The 20,840-nt window shown below is 66.0% G+C and carries 19 protein-coding genes; 12 read left to right on the top strand and 7 right to left on the bottom strand.

Annotated elements, in window-relative coordinates; translation table 11 throughout:
- Positions 1-14 precede the first annotated feature (14 nt).
- From ccoO to WCL10_RS04660, 11 genes are all read left to right on the top strand, one after another.
- Positions 15-767: a cytochrome-c oxidase, cbb3-type subunit II gene (gene ccoO / locus WCL10_RS04710; protein ID WP_336894472.1), complete on the top strand. Its 753-nt coding sequence runs from the start codon at positions 15-17 to the stop codon at positions 765-767.
- On the top strand, positions 764-964 hold the full coding sequence (locus WCL10_RS04705; protein WP_336894471.1) for a cbb3-type cytochrome c oxidase subunit 3: 201 nt from the start codon (positions 764-766) through the stop codon (positions 962-964). The genes ccoO and WCL10_RS04705 overlap by 4 nt, the downstream gene beginning before the upstream one ends.
- Positions 954-1,898 carry a cytochrome-c oxidase, cbb3-type subunit III gene (gene ccoP / locus WCL10_RS04700; protein WP_336894470.1) on the top strand — a complete coding sequence of 315 codons (945 nt, stop codon included), beginning with the start codon at positions 954-956 and terminating at the stop codon, positions 1,896-1,898. Before WCL10_RS04705 ends, ccoP begins: the two co-directional genes overlap by 11 nt.
- 4 nt (positions 1,899-1,902) lie before the next feature.
- Entirely contained in the window at positions 1,903-3,381 is a 1,479-nt protein-coding gene (gene ccoG, locus WCL10_RS04695; protein WP_336894469.1) for a cytochrome c oxidase accessory protein CcoG, read from the top strand.
- Entirely contained in the window at positions 3,381-3,863 is a 483-nt protein-coding gene (locus WCL10_RS04690) for a FixH family protein (protein ID WP_336894468.1), read from the top strand. The genes ccoG and WCL10_RS04690 overlap by 1 nt, the downstream gene beginning before the upstream one ends.
- Positions 3,860-5,989: a heavy metal translocating P-type ATPase gene (locus WCL10_RS04685; protein ID WP_336894467.1), complete on the top strand. Its 2,130-nt coding sequence runs from the start codon at positions 3,860-3,862 to the stop codon at positions 5,987-5,989. The genes WCL10_RS04690 and WCL10_RS04685 overlap by 4 nt, the downstream gene beginning before the upstream one ends.
- On the top strand, positions 5,986-6,135 hold the full coding sequence (gene ccoS / locus WCL10_RS04680) for a cbb3-type cytochrome oxidase assembly protein CcoS (RefSeq protein WP_336894466.1): 150 nt from the start codon (positions 5,986-5,988) through the stop codon (positions 6,133-6,135). Before WCL10_RS04685 ends, ccoS begins: the two co-directional genes overlap by 4 nt.
- 35 nt (positions 6,136-6,170) lie before the next feature.
- Complete coding sequence (locus tag WCL10_RS04675; RefSeq protein ID WP_336894465.1) at positions 6,171-6,368, top strand: hypothetical protein; 198 nt, start codon at positions 6,171-6,173, stop codon at positions 6,366-6,368.
- A complete protein-coding gene (gene hemN / locus WCL10_RS04670) occupies positions 6,368-7,711 on the top strand; it encodes an oxygen-independent coproporphyrinogen III oxidase (RefSeq protein ID WP_336894464.1) in 1,344 nt (447 codons plus the stop codon). The genes WCL10_RS04675 and hemN overlap by 1 nt, the downstream gene beginning before the upstream one ends.
- Positions 7,712-7,886: 175 nt before the next feature.
- A complete protein-coding gene (eda, locus tag WCL10_RS04665; protein WP_336894463.1) occupies positions 7,887-8,504 on the top strand; it encodes a bifunctional 4-hydroxy-2-oxoglutarate aldolase/2-dehydro-3-deoxy-phosphogluconate aldolase in 618 nt (205 codons plus the stop codon).
- A 26-nt stretch (positions 8,505-8,530) separates the two neighbouring features.
- A complete protein-coding gene (locus WCL10_RS04660) occupies positions 8,531-11,338 on the top strand; it encodes a phosphoenolpyruvate carboxylase (RefSeq protein WP_336894462.1) in 2,808 nt (935 codons plus the stop codon).
- A 152-nt stretch (positions 11,339-11,490) separates the two neighbouring features.
- Here WCL10_RS04660 and WCL10_RS04655 read toward each other — a convergent pair whose 3' ends face one another.
- The 6 genes from WCL10_RS04655 to pdeM all read right to left on the bottom strand — a co-directional run bounded on the left by WCL10_RS04655 (position 11,491) and on the right by pdeM (position 18,384).
- Positions 11,491-13,143, bottom strand: a complete 1,653-nt coding sequence (locus tag WCL10_RS04655) for a hypothetical protein (protein ID WP_336894461.1) — start codon at positions 13,141-13,143, stop codon at positions 11,491-11,493.
- 267 nt (positions 13,144-13,410) lie between these two features.
- Positions 13,411-14,511, bottom strand: a complete 1,101-nt coding sequence (locus tag WCL10_RS04650) for an NAD-binding protein (RefSeq protein WP_336894460.1) — start codon at positions 14,509-14,511, stop codon at positions 13,411-13,413.
- A gap of 6 nt (positions 14,512-14,517) precedes the next feature.
- Complete coding sequence (locus WCL10_RS04645) at positions 14,518-15,939, bottom strand: DASS family sodium-coupled anion symporter (protein ID WP_336894459.1); 1,422 nt, start codon at positions 15,937-15,939, stop codon at positions 14,518-14,520.
- 119 nt (positions 15,940-16,058) lie between these two features.
- Positions 16,059-16,775, bottom strand: a complete 717-nt coding sequence (locus tag WCL10_RS04640; protein ID WP_336894458.1) for a hypothetical protein — start codon at positions 16,773-16,775, stop codon at positions 16,059-16,061.
- Between the two features lie 83 nt (positions 16,776-16,858).
- The gene (gene infC, locus WCL10_RS04635) at positions 16,859-17,380 is read right to left on the bottom strand and encodes a translation initiation factor IF-3 (RefSeq protein WP_336894457.1); all 522 of its coding nucleotides are present in this window, start codon (positions 17,378-17,380) and stop codon (positions 16,859-16,861) included.
- A gap of 317 nt (positions 17,381-17,697) precedes the next feature.
- Positions 17,698-18,384, bottom strand: coding sequence for a ligase-associated DNA damage response endonuclease PdeM (pdeM, locus tag WCL10_RS04630; RefSeq protein ID WP_336894456.1), 687 nt, complete (start codon positions 18,382-18,384; stop codon positions 17,698-17,700).
- Between the two features lie 45 nt (positions 18,385-18,429).
- On the opposite strand from pdeM, the gene hemF reads away from it, so the two are divergent.
- A complete protein-coding gene (gene hemF, locus WCL10_RS04625; RefSeq protein WP_336894455.1) occupies positions 18,430-19,329 on the top strand; it encodes an oxygen-dependent coproporphyrinogen oxidase in 900 nt (299 codons plus the stop codon).
- Positions 19,330-19,553: 224 nt separating this feature from the next.
- Here hemF and WCL10_RS04620 read toward each other — a convergent pair whose 3' ends face one another.
- Complete coding sequence (locus tag WCL10_RS04620; protein ID WP_336894454.1) at positions 19,554-20,762, bottom strand: glycosyltransferase family 87 protein; 1,209 nt, start codon at positions 20,760-20,762, stop codon at positions 19,554-19,556.
- Positions 20,763-20,840: the final 78 nt, after the last annotated feature.

Here is a 20,840-nt window from a genome sequence, read left to right as displayed (position 1 = left end):
AAGGAGATACCGACATGGCAACAACTTTCATGGAGCGCCACCGCAAGCTGGAGCGCAATGTCACCTTGCTGGCGGTGCTGGCCTTCGCGGCGGTGACAGTGGGCGGGATCGTCGAGATCGCGCCGCTGTTCTGGATCGACAACACGATCGAGAAAGTGGAGGGCATGCGCCCCTACACCCCGCTCGAGCAGGCCGGGCGCGACATCTATGTGCGCGAGGGCTGCTACGTCTGCCACAGCCAGATGATCCGCCCGTTCCGCGACGAAGTGGAGCGCTATGGCCACTACAGCCTCGCGGCGGAATCGATGTACGACCATCCGTTCCAGTGGGGCTCCAAGCGCACCGGGCCTGACCTGGCGCGCGTGGGCGGCAAGTATTCGGATGAATGGCAGGTGCAGCACCTGATCGATCCGCGCTCGGTGGTGCCGGAGTCGATCATGCCGACATACGGCTTCCTCAAGCAGCAGCCGCTCGATCAGGGCGATATGCGCGCCGCGCTCCAGACGCTGGAGCGGGTGGGCGTGCCCTATAGCAAGGAGGAAATCGCTGCCGCCAACGACGACTTGAAGGCGCAGGCCGATCCCGATGCCGATCATGCCGCGTTTCTCAAGCACTATCCCAAAGCGGCGGTGCGCGATTTCGACGGTGATCCCAAGCACCTGACCGAGATGGATGCGCTTGTCGCCTACCTTCAGGTGCTCGGCACCATGGTCGATGTGAACGCGCCGGCGGCGCAGGAGCACCTTGCCAAGGAGAAGGGCCGATGACCAACATCCTGACGTTCTTCCAGCTTTCCACGCATTCGACCTACGACCTCCTTCGGCACCTCGCCGACAGCTGGGGTCTGCTGGTCATGTCCCTGGTGTTCGCAGGCCTGTGCCTCTGGCCCTTCCGGCCGGGCGCGGGCGCGATGAGCCGCGATGCGGCGCTCTCGATCTTCGAGGATGACGGCGATGACGCATGAGAAAGACGCGCCCCACGGCGGCGGCAAGGTAATCGATCACGCAACCGGCACGGCCAAGGTCGGCCATGAATGGGACGGGATCGAAGAACTCGACACGCCGCTGCCGCGTTGGTGGCTCTGGACCTTCTACGCGACGATCGTGTTCGCGCTGGTCTATGTGGTGCTTTATCCGGCGATCCCGATGCTCCATTCGGCGAGCACCGGAACCCTGGGCTGGACCAGCCGGGGCGCGCTCGCCGAGGAGATGACGCAGGAGCAGGCCGAGCACCGCGCGGTGCGCGCGGCAATCGCGGCGGCGCCGATCGAGGCGCTGGCAGCCAATCCGGCGCTGCAGCGCGCGGCGATCGAGGGTGGGCGCGCGGCGTTCAAGGTGAACTGCGTGCAGTGCCACGGCGCGGGTGCGGCGGGAGCCAAGGGTTATCCCAACCTCAACGATGACGACTGGCTGTGGGGCGGCGATCTGAACACCATCCAGCAGACGCTGATCAATGGTATCCGCCAGCCGGGCAACGATGCGACGCGCGTGAGCCAGATGCCCTCGTTCGGCCGCGACGGCATCCTGACTGCGGCCCAGGTGCAGGACGTGGTGAGCCACGTGCGGGTACTGAGCAAACAGGACCCGGCGAGCGCGGCCCCGGCACGCGGCGCCGAGCTGTTCGCCAACAACTGCGCCGTCTGCCACGGCGCGATCGGCGAGGGCAACCGCGCGGTGGGCGCGCCCAAGATCAACGACAAGATCTGGCTCTATGGCGGGGACCGGGCATCGCTGACCGAAACGGTTACCAATGCCCACGGCGGGGTCATGCCGGCCTGGGGCGGGCGGCTCGATCCGGTCACGATCAAGATGCTGGCGGTCTATGTCCACTCGCTGGGCGGCGGCGAGGCGGCGCCTGCTCCGGCTCCTGCTGCTCCTGCGACGGGGGCGGCGCAGTAGGGTCATGAACGCATTGGACCCCATTGTTGCCGCGCCGCTCTATGCCAAGCGCACCGCTGTGTTTCCGCGCAAGATCGACGGGCCGTTCCGCCGGTTCAAGTGGCTGGTCATGGCGGTGTGCCTTGCGGTCTACTGGGGCACGCCGTGGATCCGCTGGGACCGGGGCCCGCATGCGCCGGGGCAGGCGGTGCTGGTCGATCTGGCGCACCGGCGGTTCTACATGTTCGCCATCGAGATCTGGCCGCAGGAGTTCTACTTCGTGGCGGGCCTCCTCATCATGGCGGGGATCGGCCTGTTTCTCGTGACGAGCGCGGTAGGGCGCGCATGGTGCGGCTATGCCTGCCCGCAGACGGTGTGGACCGATCTGTACCAGCATGTCGACCGCCTGATCGACGGGGACCGCAATGCCCAGCTCAGGCTCAATGCGGCGCCATGGGGCGCGGGCAAGCTGGTGCGCCGAGCGTTCAAGTGGAGCGTCTACCTCGGCATCGCCTTCGTGACCGGGGGCGCCTGGATCTTCTACTTTGCCGACGCGCCGACCTTGCAGCGCGCGTTCTGGACCGGGACGGCTGCGCCCGTGGCCTATGCCGCGACCGGCATCCTTACTTTCACCACGTTCTGGCTCGGCGGGTTCATGCGCGAGCAGGTGTGCATCTACATGTGCCCCTGGCCGCGCATCCAGACGGCGATGCTCGACGAGAATTCGCTGATCGTCACCTACAAGCACTGGCGCGGCGAGCCGCGCGGGTCGCTCAAGGAGGCCAAGGGCGCGGAAACGCCGCTTGGCGATTGCATCGACTGCAAGCAATGCATGGCGGTGTGCCCCACGGGGATCGATATTCGCGAGGGGCCGCAGATCGGCTGCATAACCTGCGCGCTGTGCGTCGATGCCTGCGACCGGGCCATGGCCTCGGTCGGGCGGCCACGCGGGCTGATCGATTATTGCACTCTGGTCGATGCCGAGCGCGAGATCAAAGGCACGCCGGCGCGGTCGGTGATGCGGGTGCTGCTGCGGCCGCGCCTCATCGCCTACTTCGCGGTCTGGGGCGGGATCGGCCTTGTGCTGCTGTTCATGCTCGGCGCGCGCGAGCGGCTGACACTGTCTGTGGCGCACGAGCGCAACCCCGAATTCGTGCAGCTTTCGGGCGGTGCGGTGCGCAACGCCTTCACGCTGGCGCTGCGCAACATGGAAGACCGCCCGCGCACATTGCGCCTGGCGGCCGAGCACTTGCCGCAGGCCGCGATCTATACCGATGACATGGATGCGCATGCCGCGCGCGGCAGCATCGATGTGATCGTGCCGGCCGACAGCACCGCGCGGGTGCGGCTTTATGCCGTGGTGCCGGCAGCGGCTGCCCGGCCGCAGGAATTTGCCATCATCGCCAGCCCGCTCGACCACGGAGGCCGCCCCGTGCGGCGCGAGACGCACTTCATGGCGCCCGAGCGGCATGGTGACCACGAACACGAGGAGGAGAACGAGTGATGACCCAGCCTCAGGCTCTTGCGCCCCATCCGGTGCGCCCCTTCACCGGGCGGCACATGGCCCTCGTCATGACCGGCTTTTTCGGGGTGGTGATCGCGGTCAACGTGCTGCTCGCCAACCTTGCCGTTTCTACCTTCAGCGGGACGGTGGTGGAGAATTCCTACGTCGCGAGCCAGGGCTTCAACGGCCTGCTGCGCACGGCGCGGGCCGAGCGGATGCTGGGTTGGCAGCTGGGCATCGCGCGCGCGGCAAGCGGCGCAGTGCGCTTCACGCTGGGCGATGCGAGCGGGCGCCCCTTGCGCGGCGCGGCGGTGAGCGCGCGGGCGGACCATCCCTTGGGCGCCAAGGCACCGGTCGTGATGACCCCGCGCGAGGTGGCGCCGGGAGTCTATGAGGCCGCGCTGCCGGCAGGGCGCTGGCATGTCGCGGTCGAAGTGCGAGCGCAGGGCCATGTGTGGCACGCCGAGGATGACGCGCTGTGAGCGTCGCTGCGCGGACCGGGGTGCCCCGGAGCGAGGCCGAGACCGGCCGCAGCGTGCTGGCAGTGCCCGGAATGCATTGCGCGGGCTGCATGGGCAAAGCCGAACGCGCGCTGGCCTCAGTGCCGGGTGTCAAATCGGCGCGTGCCAACCTTACCGCCCGGACGGTCACGGTGGTCCACGGGCCCGTTGCCGATATCCCGGCGATGATTGCCGCGCTCGCGGCGACGGGACTCGACGCACAGCCGCGCGAGGATGCGGCCGAGGCCCCATCGGCGGTGCGCGAGCTGCTGGCGCCGCTCGCCGTTGCGGCTTTTGCCTGCATGAACGTGATGCTGCTCTCGGTCAGCGTCTGGTCGGGCGCGGATGGCAGCACGCGCGAGCTGTTTCATTGGCTTTCCGCGCTGATCGGCGTTCCGGCTATCCTCTATGCCGGGCAACCGTTCTTCCGCTCGGCGCTGGGCGTGCTGCGGCGCGGGCGCACCAACATGGACGTGCCGATCTCCATCGGCGTAACGCTGGCAACCGGCCTCTCCTGCTATGAAACGCTGACCGGCGGGCACGATGCCTGGTTCGACGGGACGCTGATGCTGCTGCTGTTCCTGCTCGCCGGACGCGCGCTCGATGCGATGATGCGCGACCGGGCGCGGGCAGGGGTTGCGGCCCTGCTGCGCCAGGCGGCGAGCGGGGCAATGGTAGTGGGCGCTGATGGCGGCCTGTGCTGGACGGCGGCGACGGTGCTTGAGCCCGGCATGATGATGCGCGTGGCGGCGGGCGAGCGGCTGGCTGCAGACGGCGCGATTGCCGGGGGCGCGAGCCGCTTCGACCAGTCGCTGCTGACCGGCGAGACCGCGCCGGTGCCGGCGGGGCCGGGGCAGCCGGTGCTCGCAGGCATGCTCAATCTCGATACGCCGGTCGACGTGGTGGTGACCGCGGCAGGGGCGGGCACCGCGCTGGCCGAGATCGCGCAGGCGATGGAAGCGGCGGGGCAAGGCCGCAGCGCCTATGTGCGCATGGCCGACCGGGCGGCGCGGCTCTACGCGCCCGCCGTGCACACGCTGGCGGCGCTGAGCTTTGCCGGTTGGCTGATCGCTGGTGCCTCGTTCCATCAAGCGCTGGTGGTGGGGATCGCGGTGCTGATCATCACCTGCCCTTGCGCGCTGGGCCTTGCTGTGCCGGTGGCGCAAGTCGTTGCGGCGGGGGCGCTGCTGCGGCAGGGAATCATGGTCAAGGACGGCAGCGCGATCGAGCGGCTGGCGCGGGTGGACCGCGTGCTGCTCGACAAGACGGGCACGCTCACGCTCGGGCGGCCGGTCCCGGATAGCGCGGTGCTTGATGCGCTTTCGGACGAAGAGGCCTCGGTTGCGCTGGCGCTCGCCAGCCACAGCCGGCATCCGCTTTCGCAAGCGCTGGCGCTCGCGCTGGCAGCGCGCGGCGTTCGCGGGGCGACCATCGGCGATGTGCGCGAGACGGCGGGGCGGGGCGTGACTGCAATCTGGCGCGGCCTTGCGGTTTCGCTGGGGCGGCCCTCGCAATCGGGCGGCACGGCAGCGGCGCTCGCCATCGGCGCGGGGCCGGTGCGGCTGATCGGTTTTGCCGACCGGCTGCGGCCCGATGCGCGTGATGCGCTGGCCGAGCTTGCCGCGCTTGGCATCGAGGCCTCGATCCTTTCGGGCGATGCCGCAGCTGCGGTTGCGGTCACCGCGCGCGAGACGGGGCTTACCGGCCAGGCGGCGGCGCTGCCGGGAGACAAGCTCGATGCGATCCGGCGGCTGCAAGGCGCAGGGCGGCGGGTGCTGATGGTGGGTGACGGGATCAACGATGGCCCGGCGCTCGCCGCTGCCGATGCCTCGATCGCGCCGGGCAGCGCGAGCGATGTGGGACGGCAGGCGGCGGACCTTGTGTTCACCGGCGAGTCGCTCCTCGCCCTGCCGCGCGCGGTTCGCGGCGCGCGGCGGACGATGCGCGTTGTGCGCGAGAACTTTGCCGCCGCGATCCTATACAACATGGCTGCGGTGCCGCTGGCGATGGCGGGCATGGTCACGCCGCTGGTGGCCGCGATTGCCATGGCGACTTCCTCGCTGATCGTGGTGGGCAATTCGCTGCGGCTGGCGCGGGCTGCAAAATGACCTCGATCCTCATCCTCATTCCGATCGCGCTGGGCATGGGTCTCCTTGGCCTCGCCGCGTTCTTCTGGGCGCTGCGCGGCGGGCAGTTCAGCGATCTCGACGGGGCGGCGGCGCGGATCCTGATCGACGAGGACGAGCCGCTGTGAGGCGCGCCTTCGCCCCGCTTGCGGCGCTGGCCGCCATGCAACTGGCCATTCCGGCGCAGGCTGCGCACCCGGTCATGGTGGCTGTCTGCGGGGGCGGGGCGCCGATACCGCTGCCGATGAAAAATCGCGGCGGCAGCGATCCGTGCTGCAAGATTTGCCATAGCGCAATGCGCAAGCGTTTTGCCGGTGGCAATTGCTGCGGAGAGAACGACGAGGAAGAGGAGTCCGGGTGATGACTGGGCCAAACACAGCTGAGCAATTTGCCGACTGGACCTATTACCCCGAGCTGCTCGCGCGGCCTGTACCGCGCTACACCAGCTATCCCACCGCGGCGGAATTCGTCGAGGAAAGCTTCGAGGCGCGCCAGCGCGCGGCGCTGGAACGGCTGACGGGATCGGTCTCGATCTATCTGCACATCCCCTATTGCGAGGAGATCTGCTGGTATTGCGGCTGCAACACGGGCGCCGCCAACAAGCGCGTGCGCCTCACCTCCTACATGGCCGCGCTTCACCGCGAGATCGCGCTGGTGGCCGATCTGCTCGATCCCTCGGTGCGCATCGAGCACATCGCCTTCGGCGGGGGCAGCCCCAACGCCATCGCGCCGACCGAGTTCGTTCGACTGATCGATGCGCTGGTCCTCGCCTTCCGTTTCGTGCGCCCGGCGCTGTCGATCGAGCTCGATCCGCGCACCCTGACGCGCGACTGGCTCATGGCGATCCGCGGCATCGGCGTCACGCGCGCGAGCCTTGGCGTGCAATCGCTGAACCCGGCGGTGCAGACCGCGATCGGGCGGGTGCAGCCGGTCGAGATGATCGAGCGCGCGGTGGAAGGCCTGCGGGGCGCCGGCGTCGGTTCGATCAACTTCGACCTGATGTACGGGCTGCCGCATCAGGACGACGCGGTACTGGCCGAGACGCTGGCGCGGAGCGTCGCCATGGGCCCCAATCGCATCGCGCTGTTCGGCTATGCCCACGTCCCGCACATGATCCCGCGCCAGCGCCGGATCGACGGATCGGACCTGCCCGACCAGCGCGGGCGCTTCCGCATGGCGGCGATGGGCGCGCGCCAGCTGATCGATGCGGGCTATCAGGCAGTGGGCTTCGATCATTTCGCGCTGCCGGGCGACAGCCTTGCGCGCGCGGCGCTTTCGGGCACGCTGCGGCGCAATTTTCAGGGCTTCACCGACGATCCCTCCTCGGTTCTGCTGGGCTTCGGCGCATCGGCAATCAGCGAGCTGCCCGGGCTGATGGTGCAGAACGAGAAGAATCCCGGGCGCTACCGCATGCTGATCGGTGCGGACTGCCTTGCGGGCCGAAGGGGCCTGGAAACCGGCGCGGAGGATGCGCGGCGCGCCGCGATAATCGAGGCGTTGCTGTGCAAGGGCGCGGCGAAGATCGATTCCGATCTGCTGAATGCTGCGCGCGAGCGGCTGGAGCCGTTTGCCGCCGCCGGCCTCGTGTCCTGCGAGAGGGGCTGGCTGCGGCTGGAAGCGGGCGCGGCGCCTTATGCGCGGGCGATAGCCTCGGTGTTCGATGCCTATCGCAGCGAGGAGCGCAGCTTCAGCTCGGCGATCTGAGGGCTGACCCCCACCGCTCACCCTGAGTATGTTGAATGGTGACGGGTGGGGGAGACGACTTTGCCTGACGGCGCCCTCGAGCAGAAGAATAGCTATGCGCCCCGAGCATTGGCGGCTGCATGGCGGCGGCCCGCGCGCTAGGTCTTCGGGACTTTCAATGATTATGCGAGTTCCCATGAAGCCGATCGAAACCATCATGCGCACGGCCCCGGTCATTCCGGTGCTGGTGATAGAGGACGTGGCCCACGCCGTGCCGGTGGCGCGCGCGCTGGTCGCGGGCGGATTGCGGGTGCTCGAGGTTACGCTGCGCACCCCTGTGGCGCTCGATGTGATCCGCGCCATGCGCGGCGTCGAGGGCGCGATCGTGGGGGCGGGCACCGTGACCGATCCGATGACGCTCAAGGCCTCGATCGACGCGGGCGCGGAATTCATCGTCTCGCCGGGCCTTACCGAACGGCTGGGCGAGGCGGCGGTCTCGGCGGGCATTCCCTATCTGCCGGGCATTGCCAATGCGGGCGACATCATGCGCGGGCTCGATCTGGGGCTCAATCATTTCAAGTTCTTCCCCGCCGAAACCTCGGGGGGGCTGCCGGCGCTCAAGGCGCTTGCAGCGCCGTTCCATCAGTGCCAGTTTTGCCCGACGGGAGGGATCACACTGCAAAGCGCGCCGGACTGGCTCGGTTTCGGGCCGGTACTCTGTGTCGGCGGCTCCTGGGTGGTGGGCAAGGGCGCTCCAGATAGCGCGGCAATCGAGGCGGCAGCGCGCGCGGCAGCGGCGCTTGGCGGCGGGTGAAGCGCAGGACGGGGAAGACCAGGCCCATGAATACGGTCGATGGATTGCGAGACCGGCTGCAGCAACTGCATGCCCGCACGGCTGAAACCCCGCTGTTCAATCCGGTCTTCCAGCTGAGCCACGACCTGTCGCGCCAGCTTGAGAGCGGGGCGATGGATCTCGCCGCGATGGAAAGCCTGGTCGCGGCGCTCGAATGCGAGGGGCTGCAGGCCCGCGCCTCGCGGCTGCGCCATCTGATCGCGCCGACCGACCGCCAGGAGAACCTCGCGCGCGTGGCAGCGCTGCTCAACGAGGAAGACGGCTTTGCCGAATTCCGCCGCCGTTGGGAACGGCCGCTGCTCCACGCCGTGTTCACCGCGCATCCGACGTTCCTGCTAAGCCCCGCCGAGGCCGACGCTGTGGCCGAGGCCGCGCTCGCCGAGGATCCGATGGCGGCGACGGTGTGTCAGGTGCCGGGGGCGGGGCCCAAGGTTACGCTCGACTACGAACACGCCGAAGCGCTTGCCGCGATCGAACGGGCGGGGGCCGCGCGCGATCGGATCAACGCCGCGCTCCTCTCGCACGCACGGGCGCGTTGGCCGGGCCGCTGGCTCGATTTCAAGCCGCTGCCGTTCCGCTTCGCGAGCTGGGTCGGCTATGACATGGACGGGCGGACCGACATCTCGTGGTCCACCTCGATTGCCTTTCGCTTGTCGGAAAAGGCCCGGCGCCTCGAAAGCTATGCCGCACAGCTGGAAGCGGTCGCGCCGGATCACGCACTGGTCGCCACCTTGCGCGGCGCTTCGGCCCACGCGGCGGACATGGCGGCGCGGTTCACCGGGCTCGGCGCGGAGCCAGAGGCGCTGGCGGCAGCGGCCAATGCGCTGACGGCGGAGCATGCGGACAAGCTGCTCTCGCTCGCGCCGGTGATTGCAGCGCTGGAAGCCGAGGCCAAAGCCGCCGAGGGCGATGCCGCGATTGCGCTTGCCGTGCTTGCGGGAGCAATGCGGGCGGACGGGCTCGGCATGGGCTGGATCCACTTCCGCGTGAACTCGTCGCAGTTGCTCAATGCGCTCAGGCGGCGGATCGATCCAGAAGGCACGCTCGATCTTGCCAGCAAGAGCGCGCTTTCGAAGCTGCGCGAGCTGCTTGCCGAGGTGAAGCCGCTGCGCGCCAACTTTGCCGCGCTCGCCATCGAGACCTCGACCGCGATGCGCCAGTTCCTCGTGATGGCGCAGATCCTGCACCACATCGATGCCGACGCGCCGATCCGCATGCTGATCGCCGAATGCGAGCAGCCGCAGACCGTGCTCGCTGCGCTCTATTTTGCCGAACTGCTCGGCATTGCCGACAAGGTCGATGTCTCGCCGCTGTTCGAGACCGAGGCCGCGCTCGAGCATGGCGGGCGCTTCCTCGAGGCGCTGCTCGCCGAGGACGCCTACCGCGTCTACGCCCGCCGGCGCGGGCGGGTGGCGGTGCAGACCGGCTTTTCGGATGCCGGGCGCTTCATGGGGCAGATCCCCGCCGCGCTGGCCATCGAGCGCCTGCAGGGGCGGCTTGCGGCGGCGATGAAGGCGGCGGGGCTGACCGATGTGGCGGCGCTGGTGTTCAACACCCACGGCGAAAGCATGGGCCGCGGCGCGCATCCTTCGGGCTTTGCCGACCGGCTGACCTGGCCGCTCAGCCGCTGGGCGCGGGGGCGCTTTGCCAAGGCGGAGATCGCGCTGGAGGCCGAAGCGAGCTTCCAGGGCGGCGACGGCTACTTGTTTTTCCGCAGCGACGAACTCGCGCTCGCGACGCTGACGCGGATCATCGAAGCGGAGGAAGCGCTGCGGGGAGAGGGCGAGCCCGATCCGTTCTACGACCGCACCGACCTCAGCCTCGATTTCTACCGCGCGATCCGCCGGGTGCAGCGCGAGCAGCTGGAAAGCGTGACGTATGCGCGCGCCGTCACCGCCTTCGGGCTCGGTATGCTCAATGTGACGGGCAGCCGGGTCTCGCGCCGGCAATCCGATATCGCCAGCGACCGCACGATGAGCCTCAGGCAGATCCGTGCGATCCCGCACAATGCGATCCTGCAGCAGATCGGCTATCCGGTGAACGTGATCGCGGGCGCGGGGATCGCGGCAGGGGAGGAGGCCGAGGCGGTTGCGGAACTGCTGGGCCGCTCGGGCCGGGGGCGCCAGCTGGTGCGCCTGCTGCGCGCGGCCAATGGCCTTGCCTCGATCAAGACGGTGGCGTGCTTTGGTGAGCTGTTCAATTCGGCCTACTGGGCGAGCCGACCTTATCGCGGCACCGAGACCGCGCTCGAAGATGCCTGCCTCGCGATGGCGGAATACCTCACCAAGGACGACCGCGCGGGGGTGTTTCGCCGGCTCGCCTCACGGCTGCGCGTGGACTGGATGAAGCTCCACCGGCTGCTGGGCATGATCGCCAAGGAGCCATCGAGCGAAAGCGCGGGCGAGAGCGGTGGGCGCAACCTGGCGCAGGATGAGCAGCGCCGCACCATCGCGCTGCTGCAGGCGCTGCGCTTGGCGCTGCTGATGCACATGTTCCTGCGCGCGGTGCAGGTCCCGCCGTTCTCGCGCTCCAACGACGTGAGCCGCGAGGACGTGCTGGAGATGGTCCTCTCACTGCGGGTGGACGAAGCGCTGACGCAGCTTCGGCGCGCCTATCCGGTGGTCGAGCCCGAAATCGAGGATTTCCCGGTGAACGAGCCGACCGACTACCCGGACAACCGAGGCGAAGGCTACGGCGCGATCCGCACGCGGTTTATCGATCCCATCGAGCGGGCGAATGCGCTGAACCTCAGGATATCAGCGGCGATTGCGAACCACTTTGGGGCGCATGGGTGAGGGGAGATGAGCGCGAGTTGGTTATTGCAGCGCTCGAATTCCCAAAGATGAGTGCACAGCCATCGTACTTGCTGGCCCCTCGAATTCTTCCAAGCCCATGACTGGCTTGTGCGCCCGTGACCTGCCATCGACCCTCTGCGCTGCCGGCTTCCTCAAAGCACAAAATCGGCAGCGATCAAATCCACGGTCATGCGAAGCTGGATGGCGAAGTCTCCGACCCCGTCTCCGTCGGTGTCACCTTGAACAAGCAGCCCACCTGAAATGTATTCGGCGATCAGTTCGCCCGCGACGTTATGGAAGACGCCGCCAGCTACGAACTTGAAGCTTTGGTTGCCATCAACCTTGGAGTTCGCGTCAAGCGCGGAAAGGTCGATGCGGTCCTTCTCGGCCCGGCTGAAATCGGCGATAAGATCGTAGATGCCAGCATCGCGCGAGGAACCGGCAAGATCGGCTGCGGTGTAGATGAATCGGTCGGCTCCCGCGCCGCCGAACATGTAGTCCTGTCCTGCGCCCCCAATTATGATGTCCTTGCCGTCGCCGCCGCGAAGCGCATCGTTGCCGGCGTTTCCGATCAGGGTGTCGTTGCCCTCCTCTCCGTAGAGGAGGTCGTCGTCGTTTCCGCCGTCGAGCACGTCAATCCCGAGATTTCCGTGCAGCTCGTCCTCACCGTTCCCGCCATTCAGTGTGTCGAGGCCAGCACCGCCCGATAGGTTATCCGCGCCATCGCCGCCGTTCAGCAGGTCATTGCCCTTGTCGCCGGCGAGCACATCGTTTCCTGCCTCGCCGCGCAGTGCGTCGTTGCCGTTGCCACCGGAGAGTGTGTCGTTGCCGCCCTGGCCGACCAGCGTGTCGTCGCCGCCGTTGCCGCGTAGAACATTGTCGTTCAGGTCGCCGATCAGCGTATCGGCGCCGATATTGGAACCTGAGAGGTTTTCGAAGCCGACCAAGGTGTCGCCGGCAGCAGTTCCCGTCGCGGCGACGGAGCCGTCGAGCGCGAACCGCAGGCCAGATGACTGTTCGAAACTGAGAGTGTCGATGCCATCCTGGCCATAGGCCTTGTCTACGCTTTTGCCCGGCGCGAAGACGTCATTGCCATAACTCAGCAAGGCAGCCAGCGATATCGAGCCGGCACTGTTGTCGACGACGTCATTTCCCGTTCCGGTTGTTACGGACCCTTCTATCGTCCCACGATTGACAATCTGGCTGCCGTATATCCCGCTGAATGAAACATCACCAATTATAGTCCCGTTATTCCGCAACAAATTCAGATCGCTATAATTATTGGCGGCTGAAATCGCGACGCCGCTCCCTGATATTATTCCGGAATTTACAACATGTACAGCCTGTCTTGAAAGAATTGCGTGGCCAGTATCAGCGATAATTTCGCCCGAATTGTTGACAAAACCTACATTGCGATCGCCGCCAAAGAGGATTGCTTCAAATTCGGTTGAATGGATATTGCCCCTGTTGACGATATTATCATTGCCGCCGATCAGGTAGATGGTGGTGCCTCGTGTTTCCAGAAGCCCAGTTGATTTTACGATGATGGTATTTTTTGTCGGTGTCCACGAGCTTGAGCCATCCTCGGACTCAAATTTGATCGCCCGATACGCGTTGTCTGCAAGTCCGATCGTGCCCGACACTGTCACGCGGTGATTGGCGCCCACGCCAACCACCGCGGTGAAGTTACCGCCGCCATCATAATAAATTCTTACGCCTTCCGGTACGACAAGCGAATCGCTCAGGCCAAGATCATACTGAAAGCCATCCCGGCCGGAGCCGGAAGTTGCGTAACGAACTGCCATTTTTTATTGTCCCACGATCCCGAAGGGCCTTAGTAATCGGCCTGCGAGTATTTCGGATTGAAGATTTTCTCATGGAGGGCATACGCCTGTCATGATGAAGGTCAATCCGGGGACTATTCCATATTGGCGGCAGTTTGGATCGAGTGCCAGAATGGTTCAAGGCAACTCGAAGTCAGGGCTGAGCTCTTTGATGCTTATTGCTCGCGCGTGCCGGACGGAACCGATTTGGTGAAAACTTGCCAGGGCGCAGTCGCGCGGCAGCTGGCCTCACCCCACATACGTCCGCCCCTGCTTCACCGGCTTGGCCGGCATCCCGAAGATCGCGCCTGCCGACAGCCTTGTGCCGCGCACCACCAGCACCAGTGTGTCGCCCGCCTCGATGTTCACATCCTCGCCGGGGTGCTGGATCGACTGGCCGCCCACGCGGTCGATCTGGACAATGAAGAAGGCGCCGGCGCCGCGGCGCTCGGCCTCGCCCACGGTGGCGCCGGTCAGCGCGCCCTTGGGGACGGCGGTGACGACTTCGACGTCGAGGCCGAGATCGTGGAGGAAGCGGCGCGCGTCCGCCATGTGCTCGGCGTCCTGGATGCGGGTGTCCGTCGCGGGATAGAGGATCAGTTCGGTGATCCGCTCGGCGCCGATGTGAGTGGGGAGCACGACCTTGTCGGCGCCTGCGTGGAACAGCTTGCGCTCGGTGCTGGGCGCCTCGCCGCGGGCGATGATCTGGACATCGGGGTTGAGGCTGCGTGCCGAGAGCGTGATGAAGACGTTGGCGGCATCATCGGGCAGTACCGAGGCGAGCACGCGCGCGCTGGCGATGCCGGCGCTGCGCAAGGTGTCCTCGTGCGTCGCTTCGCCCACCATGACGAGCCAGCCGGCGGTGCGGGCTTCCTCGGCCTTTTCGGGGCTGCGCTCGATGATGATGAAAGGGTGGCGCGCCTCGGTCAGCGCTTTTGCCAGCTGCAGGCCGATGCGGCCCATGCCGCAGATGATCGCGTGGTCCTTGAGCTTGTCGATATCGCTCTGCATCTTGCCTACCCCCAGGAGCTGGCGGAACTGGAACAGGGTGAACACCTGCACGAGCGCGGAGGTGAGCACGATCATGCCGGTGCAGCCGAGGACGATCGTGGCCGTGGTCCACAGCCGCAGGAATGCGGTGTCGATCGGGCGGACTTCGCCGTAGCCGACCGAGAAGATGGTGAGGAGCACCATGTAGGCCGCGTCCCCGACCGGCCAGCCGCTCGCGATATAGCCGAGCGTCGAGACCGCGAAGACCACCGCGACGTAGAGCAGCGTGCCCGACAGCAGCCGCAGCGGCGAGCCGAGCACGCGGCCCGCGCCCTGGCTGAAGGCGGAGGGCTGCTCCACCCGGGCCTAGCCCGCGCCGCCGAGGCGCATGAGCGCGGCCACGCCCCAGACCGTGCCGACGATGAGGAGGACACCCGCCAGATCGAGCATGAGCCCGGCGCGCAGCACGCGGGGCATGGCGATATGGCCGGTGCTCCAGGCAAGCGCGTTGGGCCCGGTGCCGGCAGGCAGCATGAAGCCCCAGCTGGCTGCAAGCGCGGCGGGGAGGGCGAGGAGGATGGGATCGGCACCCAGCGCGCCGCACAGTGCGGCGACGACGGGCATGATCCCGCTGGCGGCGGCGATGTTGCTGGCAAATTCGGTGACGATGACGACGAAACCGACAAGGACAAGCGCGACAATCGGCAGCGGCACGTGGCGCAGCGGGAGCATCGCGGTGCCGAGCCAGTCGCTGAGCCCCGAGGCGTCCATGCCCATGGCGAGGCTGAGGCCGCCGCCGAACATCAGGATCACGTCCCAGGGCATGCGGTTGGCTTCCTTCCACGTCAGCATGGCGCGGCCCGTGCCGTCGGGCAGGACGAACAGGATGAGGCCGGCAATCGCGGCGATGGTGCCGTCGGTCAGTCCGCCCTTGGGGAACAGGCCTTCGGTGAGGGGGAGGGTGACCCAGGCGAGCACGGTGAGGAGGAACAGCGGCACCAGGCGGCGTTCGGGCACGGTCCACTGCACCGAATGCTCGATCGCATTGCGCGCGGCGGCGGGGTCGAAACTGCCGGGGCCGATGCGGTGGACGCGGGCGATGATGAAGGCGGCGAGCGGTACGCCGATGAGTACGATGGGGAGACCGAAGGCGGACCATTCGATGAAGGTGATCTTCACGCCCAGCGTGCGGTCGAGCAGGCCCGCAGCGATGGCATTGGTGGGGGTGCCGACGATGGTGCCGTAGCCGCCAAGGGTCGCGGCAAAGGCGACGCCCATGGGCAGCGCGCCGGCCATGCCGTCGGTCTCGCCCGGTTTCACCCCGCCGGAAGAGAGAATGGCGAGCGCCATCGGCATCATGATCAGCGCGGTCGAAGTGTTCGAGATGAACATCGAGATCGAGGCGGTGGCGGCCATGACCGCAAGCAGAAGGCGAACCGGACTCGCCCCGGCATGGGCCAGCATGGTGAGCGCGAGACGGCGGTGGAGGCCGGTGCGCTCGATGGCAAGCGCAAGAAACGCGCCGCCGACGAAAAGGAACATGATCGGCGAGTAATAGGCAGCCGCGGTCTTGTTGGCATCGCTGACGCCGGTGAGCGGCAAGACGATGAAGGGCAGCAGCGCGGTGGCCGAAAGCGGCATCGCCTCTGTCATCCACCACACCGCCATCCACCAGACGAGCCCGGCAGTGTGCCATGCGGTGGGCGGCATACCCGCAGGCGCGGCGAGGAGCAGCGTGGCGAGAAGGCCGAGTGGGCCGGTGAGGAGGGCGATGGTGCGGGCGTTCATGCGGTCTCACTTCCATCGTGGCCAGAACTCAGCTTAGCAGACTGGATTCGGGTCTGGAAGAAGAGACAAGTTTATCAAACGTAATGCCGCAGAATCTTTCGCTGACGGCGCGGACCCGGCTAGGTATCGGATCGCGGACCGGCGAAGGTCTTTGTTTTTAGGCTGCTGCCGAAATCAAATCGTTCGCTGGTCATCACCGCGCGGATGGCTTCCTTTAACTGAAATTTATATGATTTCGTCACTAACGTCTCATCGCATAGTTCGGTTTCGTCAAGCCCGCTGTGGAATTTCTCCGTACTTTTTGCATTATTTTTAATAATATATTCGTTAATTTCACCAATTGTTTGATAGTATCTAACGGTCAAAAGATCTGAAACTGCATGCCATTTTTCGCGAGGGCCATCGTTTAGGAAGTATACGTCTATGCGAGTTTCGAGTGTGTCGGCTTCAGCTCTAAATGTTCGGTATGATTGGCCGATTTCAAATTTATTATTAAGTGTATTGGTGGCATTAATCGGGGTAGATATTAAATTTTGAAATAAGCATTGTTTGATAATGTCATTTTTCGAATCTGAAGAATTCTGTCCACTATATCTACGATATTGATGAAGACTAAAGTAAAATGTTGAACTAATACGCGACATCGCCATTACAAGCTCAGTACGGACATCCCGATCAAGATCTCGCTCTCGCTTGCGATCGCTGATTTTATTGACCAGTATCGCGATCATGAGTGATCCTACAAAGACACTGATGGCCGGACCTACTGCGGCAACGGCAATTTTGTCCCAAAAGGGCTCACCTGGCATCGAACCAACTTGAACGACGATAGGCATGGTAAAAGCCTCCGCAACTCTGCGATCCTTTTAAGTCTGAATACGAGAGATGCGAAGGCCTTTTTGGTCAAGTCGGCTCTGGCCTACTTTGGCGCCAGCACCATCAGCATCTGGCGGCCTTCCATGCGGGGGAAGGCTTCGACCTTGGCGATTTCGGCGACATCGTCCTGCACCTTGCGCAGGAGGTTCATGCCGAGCTGCTGGTGCGAGAGTTCGCGGCCACGGAAGCGGAGGGTGATCTTGACCTTGTCGCCTTCTTCGATGAACCGGGTGACGTTACGCATCTTGGTGTCGTAATCGTGGTCATCGATGTTAGGACGCATCTTGATCTCCTTGATCTCCTGCGTCTTCTGGCTCTTGCGGGCGAGGTTGGCCTTTTTCTGCGCTTCGTAGCGGAACTTGCCGACATCGAGGAACTTGCACACCGGCGGATCGGCGTTGGGCGAAACCTCGACCAGATCGAGCCCGACTTCGGCTGCCTGATCGATCGCTTCGCGGGTGTACATGACGCCCAAGTTCTCGCCGTTCTCATCGATCACGCGCACCTTGGGTGACTGGATGAGCTGGTTGTAGCGGGGGCCGGTCTTTACTGGGGGCGCCATCATGCGCCGGGGTGGGGGGGCTATAGTGCTTGCTCCTGATGGTTGATATCAAACGGGGTGCGAGCGGTGCGCACCGCCTGATCCCCGCGCGCTCATATCACAATGCGGCGGCAGATAAAGCGGGAAGGTTGGTTTGGGGTTAAGGGGGACGGGAAGGGGTTTCTCGCAGAGACGCAGAGGAAAAGAAGGGCGCAAAGAGGTTGTGCTCGATTCCGGCTTCAGCCGGACCTTCCTGCATGTGGGTTGCCAAAGCGGCTGAGTCGCAGGGTTGGTCGCTTGGCGGCCTTCTTTTCCTCTGCGTCTCTGCGAGAAACGCCCTGCTATGCCCCGCGCCAGAGGGGGAAGCGCGCCAACTTGCCCGCGGCGGGGATAAGCGCGTCGATGGCACGGGCGGGCTGGAGGGCGCCGAGAATGGCGGGATCGGCCGCGTTCATGCCGCCCGTCAGCGCGCCGAAGGCCGGGAGGATGAGGCGGCGCTCGCTGGCGACGGCGCAGGGACGCGCGACGCGGCGGCCGCGGGCGGTGACGGCGAACTTGGGGTGGAAGTGGCCGGAAAGCTCCGGTCCTGCTTCGCCCGGGCGGGCCTCGTGGCGCAGCATCACGCCGCGTACTTCGAGTTCGGCGACGCCTTGCGCCGTGACGCTGGCATCTTTCGTATCGTGATTGCCGGTGATCCAGACCCAGTCCACCGCGCGCATCAGTGCATCGAGCATGCCGGCGGCGTGGGGTTCGAGCCTGGCGGGGCCGTGGCTGTCGTGGAAATTGTCACCGAGGCAGAGGACACGGCGCGCGCCGGTTTCGCGGATCGCTTCGGCGACTCGGCCGAGGGTCTCGCGGCTGTCATAAGGGGGGAGCATCTGGCCGCGCGAGGCGTACCAGCTGGCCTTTTCAAGGTGGAGATCGGCGACGAGCAGCGCCCGTTCCTCCGCCCAGTATAGCGCGCGCGAGGGGGCGAGGGCGAATTCCTGCCCGGCAAAGGGAAATGACGCGAACGAAACGGGAACCATGCACGGGCCTTGCCGGATTGCGTTTGGCTTGGCAAGACTTGGGATATGAGCACTGCACAAGAGGCCCCGAAGGCCGTCGCCAAAGAGGATTGGAGCGCGGAAACTGGCCGCGCGCGTACCTGGTTCGAAAGCCTGCGGGACCGGATCTGCGCCGAGTTCGAGGCGATCGAGCGCGAGGCAGGAAGCGACGCGAGCTTCACCTACACGCCGTGGAAGCGCGAGCATCATGGCGAGCCGGTGCCGGACGGCGGCGGCGGCGTGCAGGGGCTGATGAAGGGCAAGGTGTTCGAGAAGGTCGGCGTCAACGTCTCGACCGTGGGCGGCACGTTCAGCGCGGACTTTGCCAAGACGATGAACGGCGCGGACCCGGACAACCCGGCGTTTACCGCAACGGGGATCAGCCTGGTGGCGCATATGGCGAACCCGCATGTGCCCGCCGTGCACATGAACACGCGCTTTTTGACGACGCGAAAAGCGTGGTTCGGCGGCGGCGGCGATCTCAACCCTCCGATCCCCTATGACGAGGATACGGCCGATTTCCACGCCAGCTACAAGGCGGCGTGTGACGCGCACGATCCGGCCTATCACGAAAAGTTCAAGGCTTGGGCGGACGACTATTTCTATATCCCGCACCGGAAAGTGCATCGGGGTGTGGGCGGCATCTTCTACGACCACCTCGAATGCGCGGACGAGGCGGGGTTCGAGGCGAATTTCGCCTTCACCCGCGACGTGGGCGATGCGTTCTTGAACGTCTATCCGGCGCTGGTGCGGCGGCGGATGGGAATGGCGTGGACTCCGGAAGACAAGCTCAAGCAGCTGACCTGGCGCGGGCGCTATGCGGAGTTCAATCTGGTTTACGACCGGGGGACGCTGTTCGGCCTCAAGACCGGCGGGAATATCGACGCGATCCTGATGAGCCTGCCGCCTGAGGCGGTTTGGGAGTGAGTTGAGGGTCTCGCGCAGCGGCGCTGAGAAGTTGAAGAAGAGGGGTTTCGCGCAGAGACGCAGAGGAAGCAGAGACCGCAGGGAGGCTGTGCCAGCGGCGAAGCCGCTTCAATTCGGCACGCTGTAAGATCATTGAGCGCCTGCGGCGAGTTAGTATCGCCGTTTCCTCTCTTTTCTCTGCGGCCTCTGCTTCCTCTGCGCCTCTGCGCGAAACACTCTTTACTTCAGGCCGCCGCTTGCACCTTCGGCGGCGCCCAGGTGCTCCACACCAGCCAGAGCAGCGCCACTGCCGGAAGCGGCATGAGGTTCAGCCCCAGCGGCAGCGCGGCGGCGCGGGTGGCGAGGGGGGAGAGCCAGATGAGGACCAGCAGGAACTTCTCCCACGGCCGCCAGCCCATGCTGCGGCCCATGCCGATGAGGAAGAACACAGGCATGGCGAGGAACGGCAGATCGTAGCTGAACAGGTAGGGCGAGGCGAGCGCGGTGGCGGCGAGCAGCATCGCGCCGGCGGCTTCGTCTGACGGCGCGCGGCGCCAGTAGAGGCAGGCGAGCGCGCCGGTGAGCAGGGTGATCACGCCCTGACCCGCCATGGCGGCGGTTGGGCCGAAGAGGACGTGCAGGGCCGCGTAGGGCGTGCACATGCGCAGGAAGAATTCGCCGCCGGTCTGGCTCATGAGGACCTGGCTGACCTCGAAGCTCTGCGGATAGGCGCGCCAGGCATCGATCCCGAAGACGAGCAGCGAGGCAAGGCACAGCGCGGCGGCCGAGGCGGCGGCGGCGGCGATCGCGGTCCACTTGCGCCCGGCGGCGAGCCAGAACGGGACGAGGAGGGCAAGGTGCGGCTTGATCACGAGCAGGCCGAAGAGCGCGCCTGACAGGACTTGCGAGCGGCCGAGCGTGAGCACGGCGGTGATGAGGAGCGCGCCGGTGATGAAGCCGTTCTGCGCGTGGCTCGCGGCGAGATAGGCGGCGGGGAAGGCGAGGACGGCGAGCGTGCCGGCAGCCCCTGCATCGGGGAGCGCACGGCGGGCGACGAGGAACCAGATCGCCCAGCCGGCCAGCGCCCAGACGATCCAGGCGACGGCATAGGGCATGAGGCCCAAGGGCGCGACGAGGAAGAGGTAGGGCGGCGGATTGACGTAGGCTACCATTTGCCCGGTGCCTGCCGCCATCTGCGCGGCGTGCTCGGCGGCCAGATCGTAGACCCGCGCGGCCGGGCCGGAGCGCAAGAGCTGCCCCGCGCCCCAGAAGGCGAGGAAATCGCTGCCCACGGTGCCGGTCGCCTCGCGGTAGACCTTCACCATCATCGGAATGTACGCGACGAGCACCATCGCGGCGTAGACGCGCACGCGGCCGGCATCGAGCCAGGTGAGGGTGCGCAAGCTCGCCTGGAGCCTTGCGCCGAAGTCTGCTGGCAATTGTTCCTCGCTCATCGGCCCCTTACGTGCCGCTGCGGTCTCGCAATGGCAACAGACGCGTGAAAGATTTGCGCATCGGAGGCATTTCCGCTT

This window comes from Novosphingobium sp., assembly GCF_037133355.1.
In the GTDB taxonomy this organism is placed as follows: Bacteria; Pseudomonadota; Alphaproteobacteria; order Sphingomonadales; family Sphingomonadaceae; genus Novosphingobium.
The sequence above is the reverse complement of the archived record's forward strand: the minus strand, read 5'-3'. Positions and strand labels throughout refer to the sequence as shown.

Bases quoted from the DNA above. Each gene is read 5' to 3' on its own strand.
- ccoO (WP_336894472.1), top strand. From the start codon at position 15: ATGGCAACAACTTTCATGGAGCGCCACCGCAAGCTGGAGCGCAATGTC.
- WCL10_RS04705 (WP_336894471.1), top strand. From the start codon at position 764: ATGACCAACATCCTGACGTTCTTCCAGCTTTCCACGCATTCGACCTAC.
- ccoP (WP_336894470.1), top strand. From the start codon at position 954: ATGACGCATGAGAAAGACGCGCCCCACGGCGGCGGCAAGGTAATCGAT.
- ccoG (WP_336894469.1), top strand. From the start codon at position 1,903: ATGAACGCATTGGACCCCATTGTTGCCGCGCCGCTCTATGCCAAGCGC.
- WCL10_RS04690 (WP_336894468.1), top strand. From the start codon at position 3,381: ATGACCCAGCCTCAGGCTCTTGCGCCCCATCCGGTGCGCCCCTTCACC.
- ccoS (WP_336894466.1), top strand. From the start codon at position 5,986: ATGACCTCGATCCTCATCCTCATTCCGATCGCGCTGGGCATGGGTCTC.
- WCL10_RS04675 (WP_336894465.1), top strand. From the start codon at position 6,171: ATGCAACTGGCCATTCCGGCGCAGGCTGCGCACCCGGTCATGGTGGCT.
- hemN (WP_336894464.1), top strand. From the start codon at position 6,368: ATGACTGGGCCAAACACAGCTGAGCAATTTGCCGACTGGACCTATTAC.
- eda (WP_336894463.1), top strand. From the start codon at position 7,887: ATGAAGCCGATCGAAACCATCATGCGCACGGCCCCGGTCATTCCGGTG.
- WCL10_RS04660 (WP_336894462.1), top strand. From the start codon at position 8,531: ATGAATACGGTCGATGGATTGCGAGACCGGCTGCAGCAACTGCATGCC.
- WCL10_RS04655 (WP_336894461.1), bottom strand. From the start codon at position 13,143: ATGGCAGTTCGTTACGCAACTTCCGGCTCCGGCCGGGATGGCTTTCAG.
- WCL10_RS04645 (WP_336894459.1), bottom strand. From the start codon at position 15,939: ATGAACGCCCGCACCATCGCCCTCCTCACCGGCCCACTCGGCCTTCTC.
- WCL10_RS04640 (WP_336894458.1), bottom strand. From the start codon at position 16,775: ATGCCTATCGTCGTTCAAGTTGGTTCGATGCCAGGTGAGCCCTTTTGG.
- infC (WP_336894457.1), bottom strand. From the start codon at position 17,380: ATGATGGCGCCCCCAGTAAAGACCGGCCCCCGCTACAACCAGCTCATC.
- pdeM (WP_336894456.1), bottom strand. From the start codon at position 18,384: ATGGTTCCCGTTTCGTTCGCGTCATTTCCCTTTGCCGGGCAGGAATTC.
- hemF (WP_336894455.1), top strand. From the start codon at position 18,430: ATGAGCACTGCACAAGAGGCCCCGAAGGCCGTCGCCAAAGAGGATTGG.
- WCL10_RS04620 (WP_336894454.1), bottom strand. From the start codon at position 20,762: ATGAGCGAGGAACAATTGCCAGCAGACTTCGGCGCAAGGCTCCAGGCG.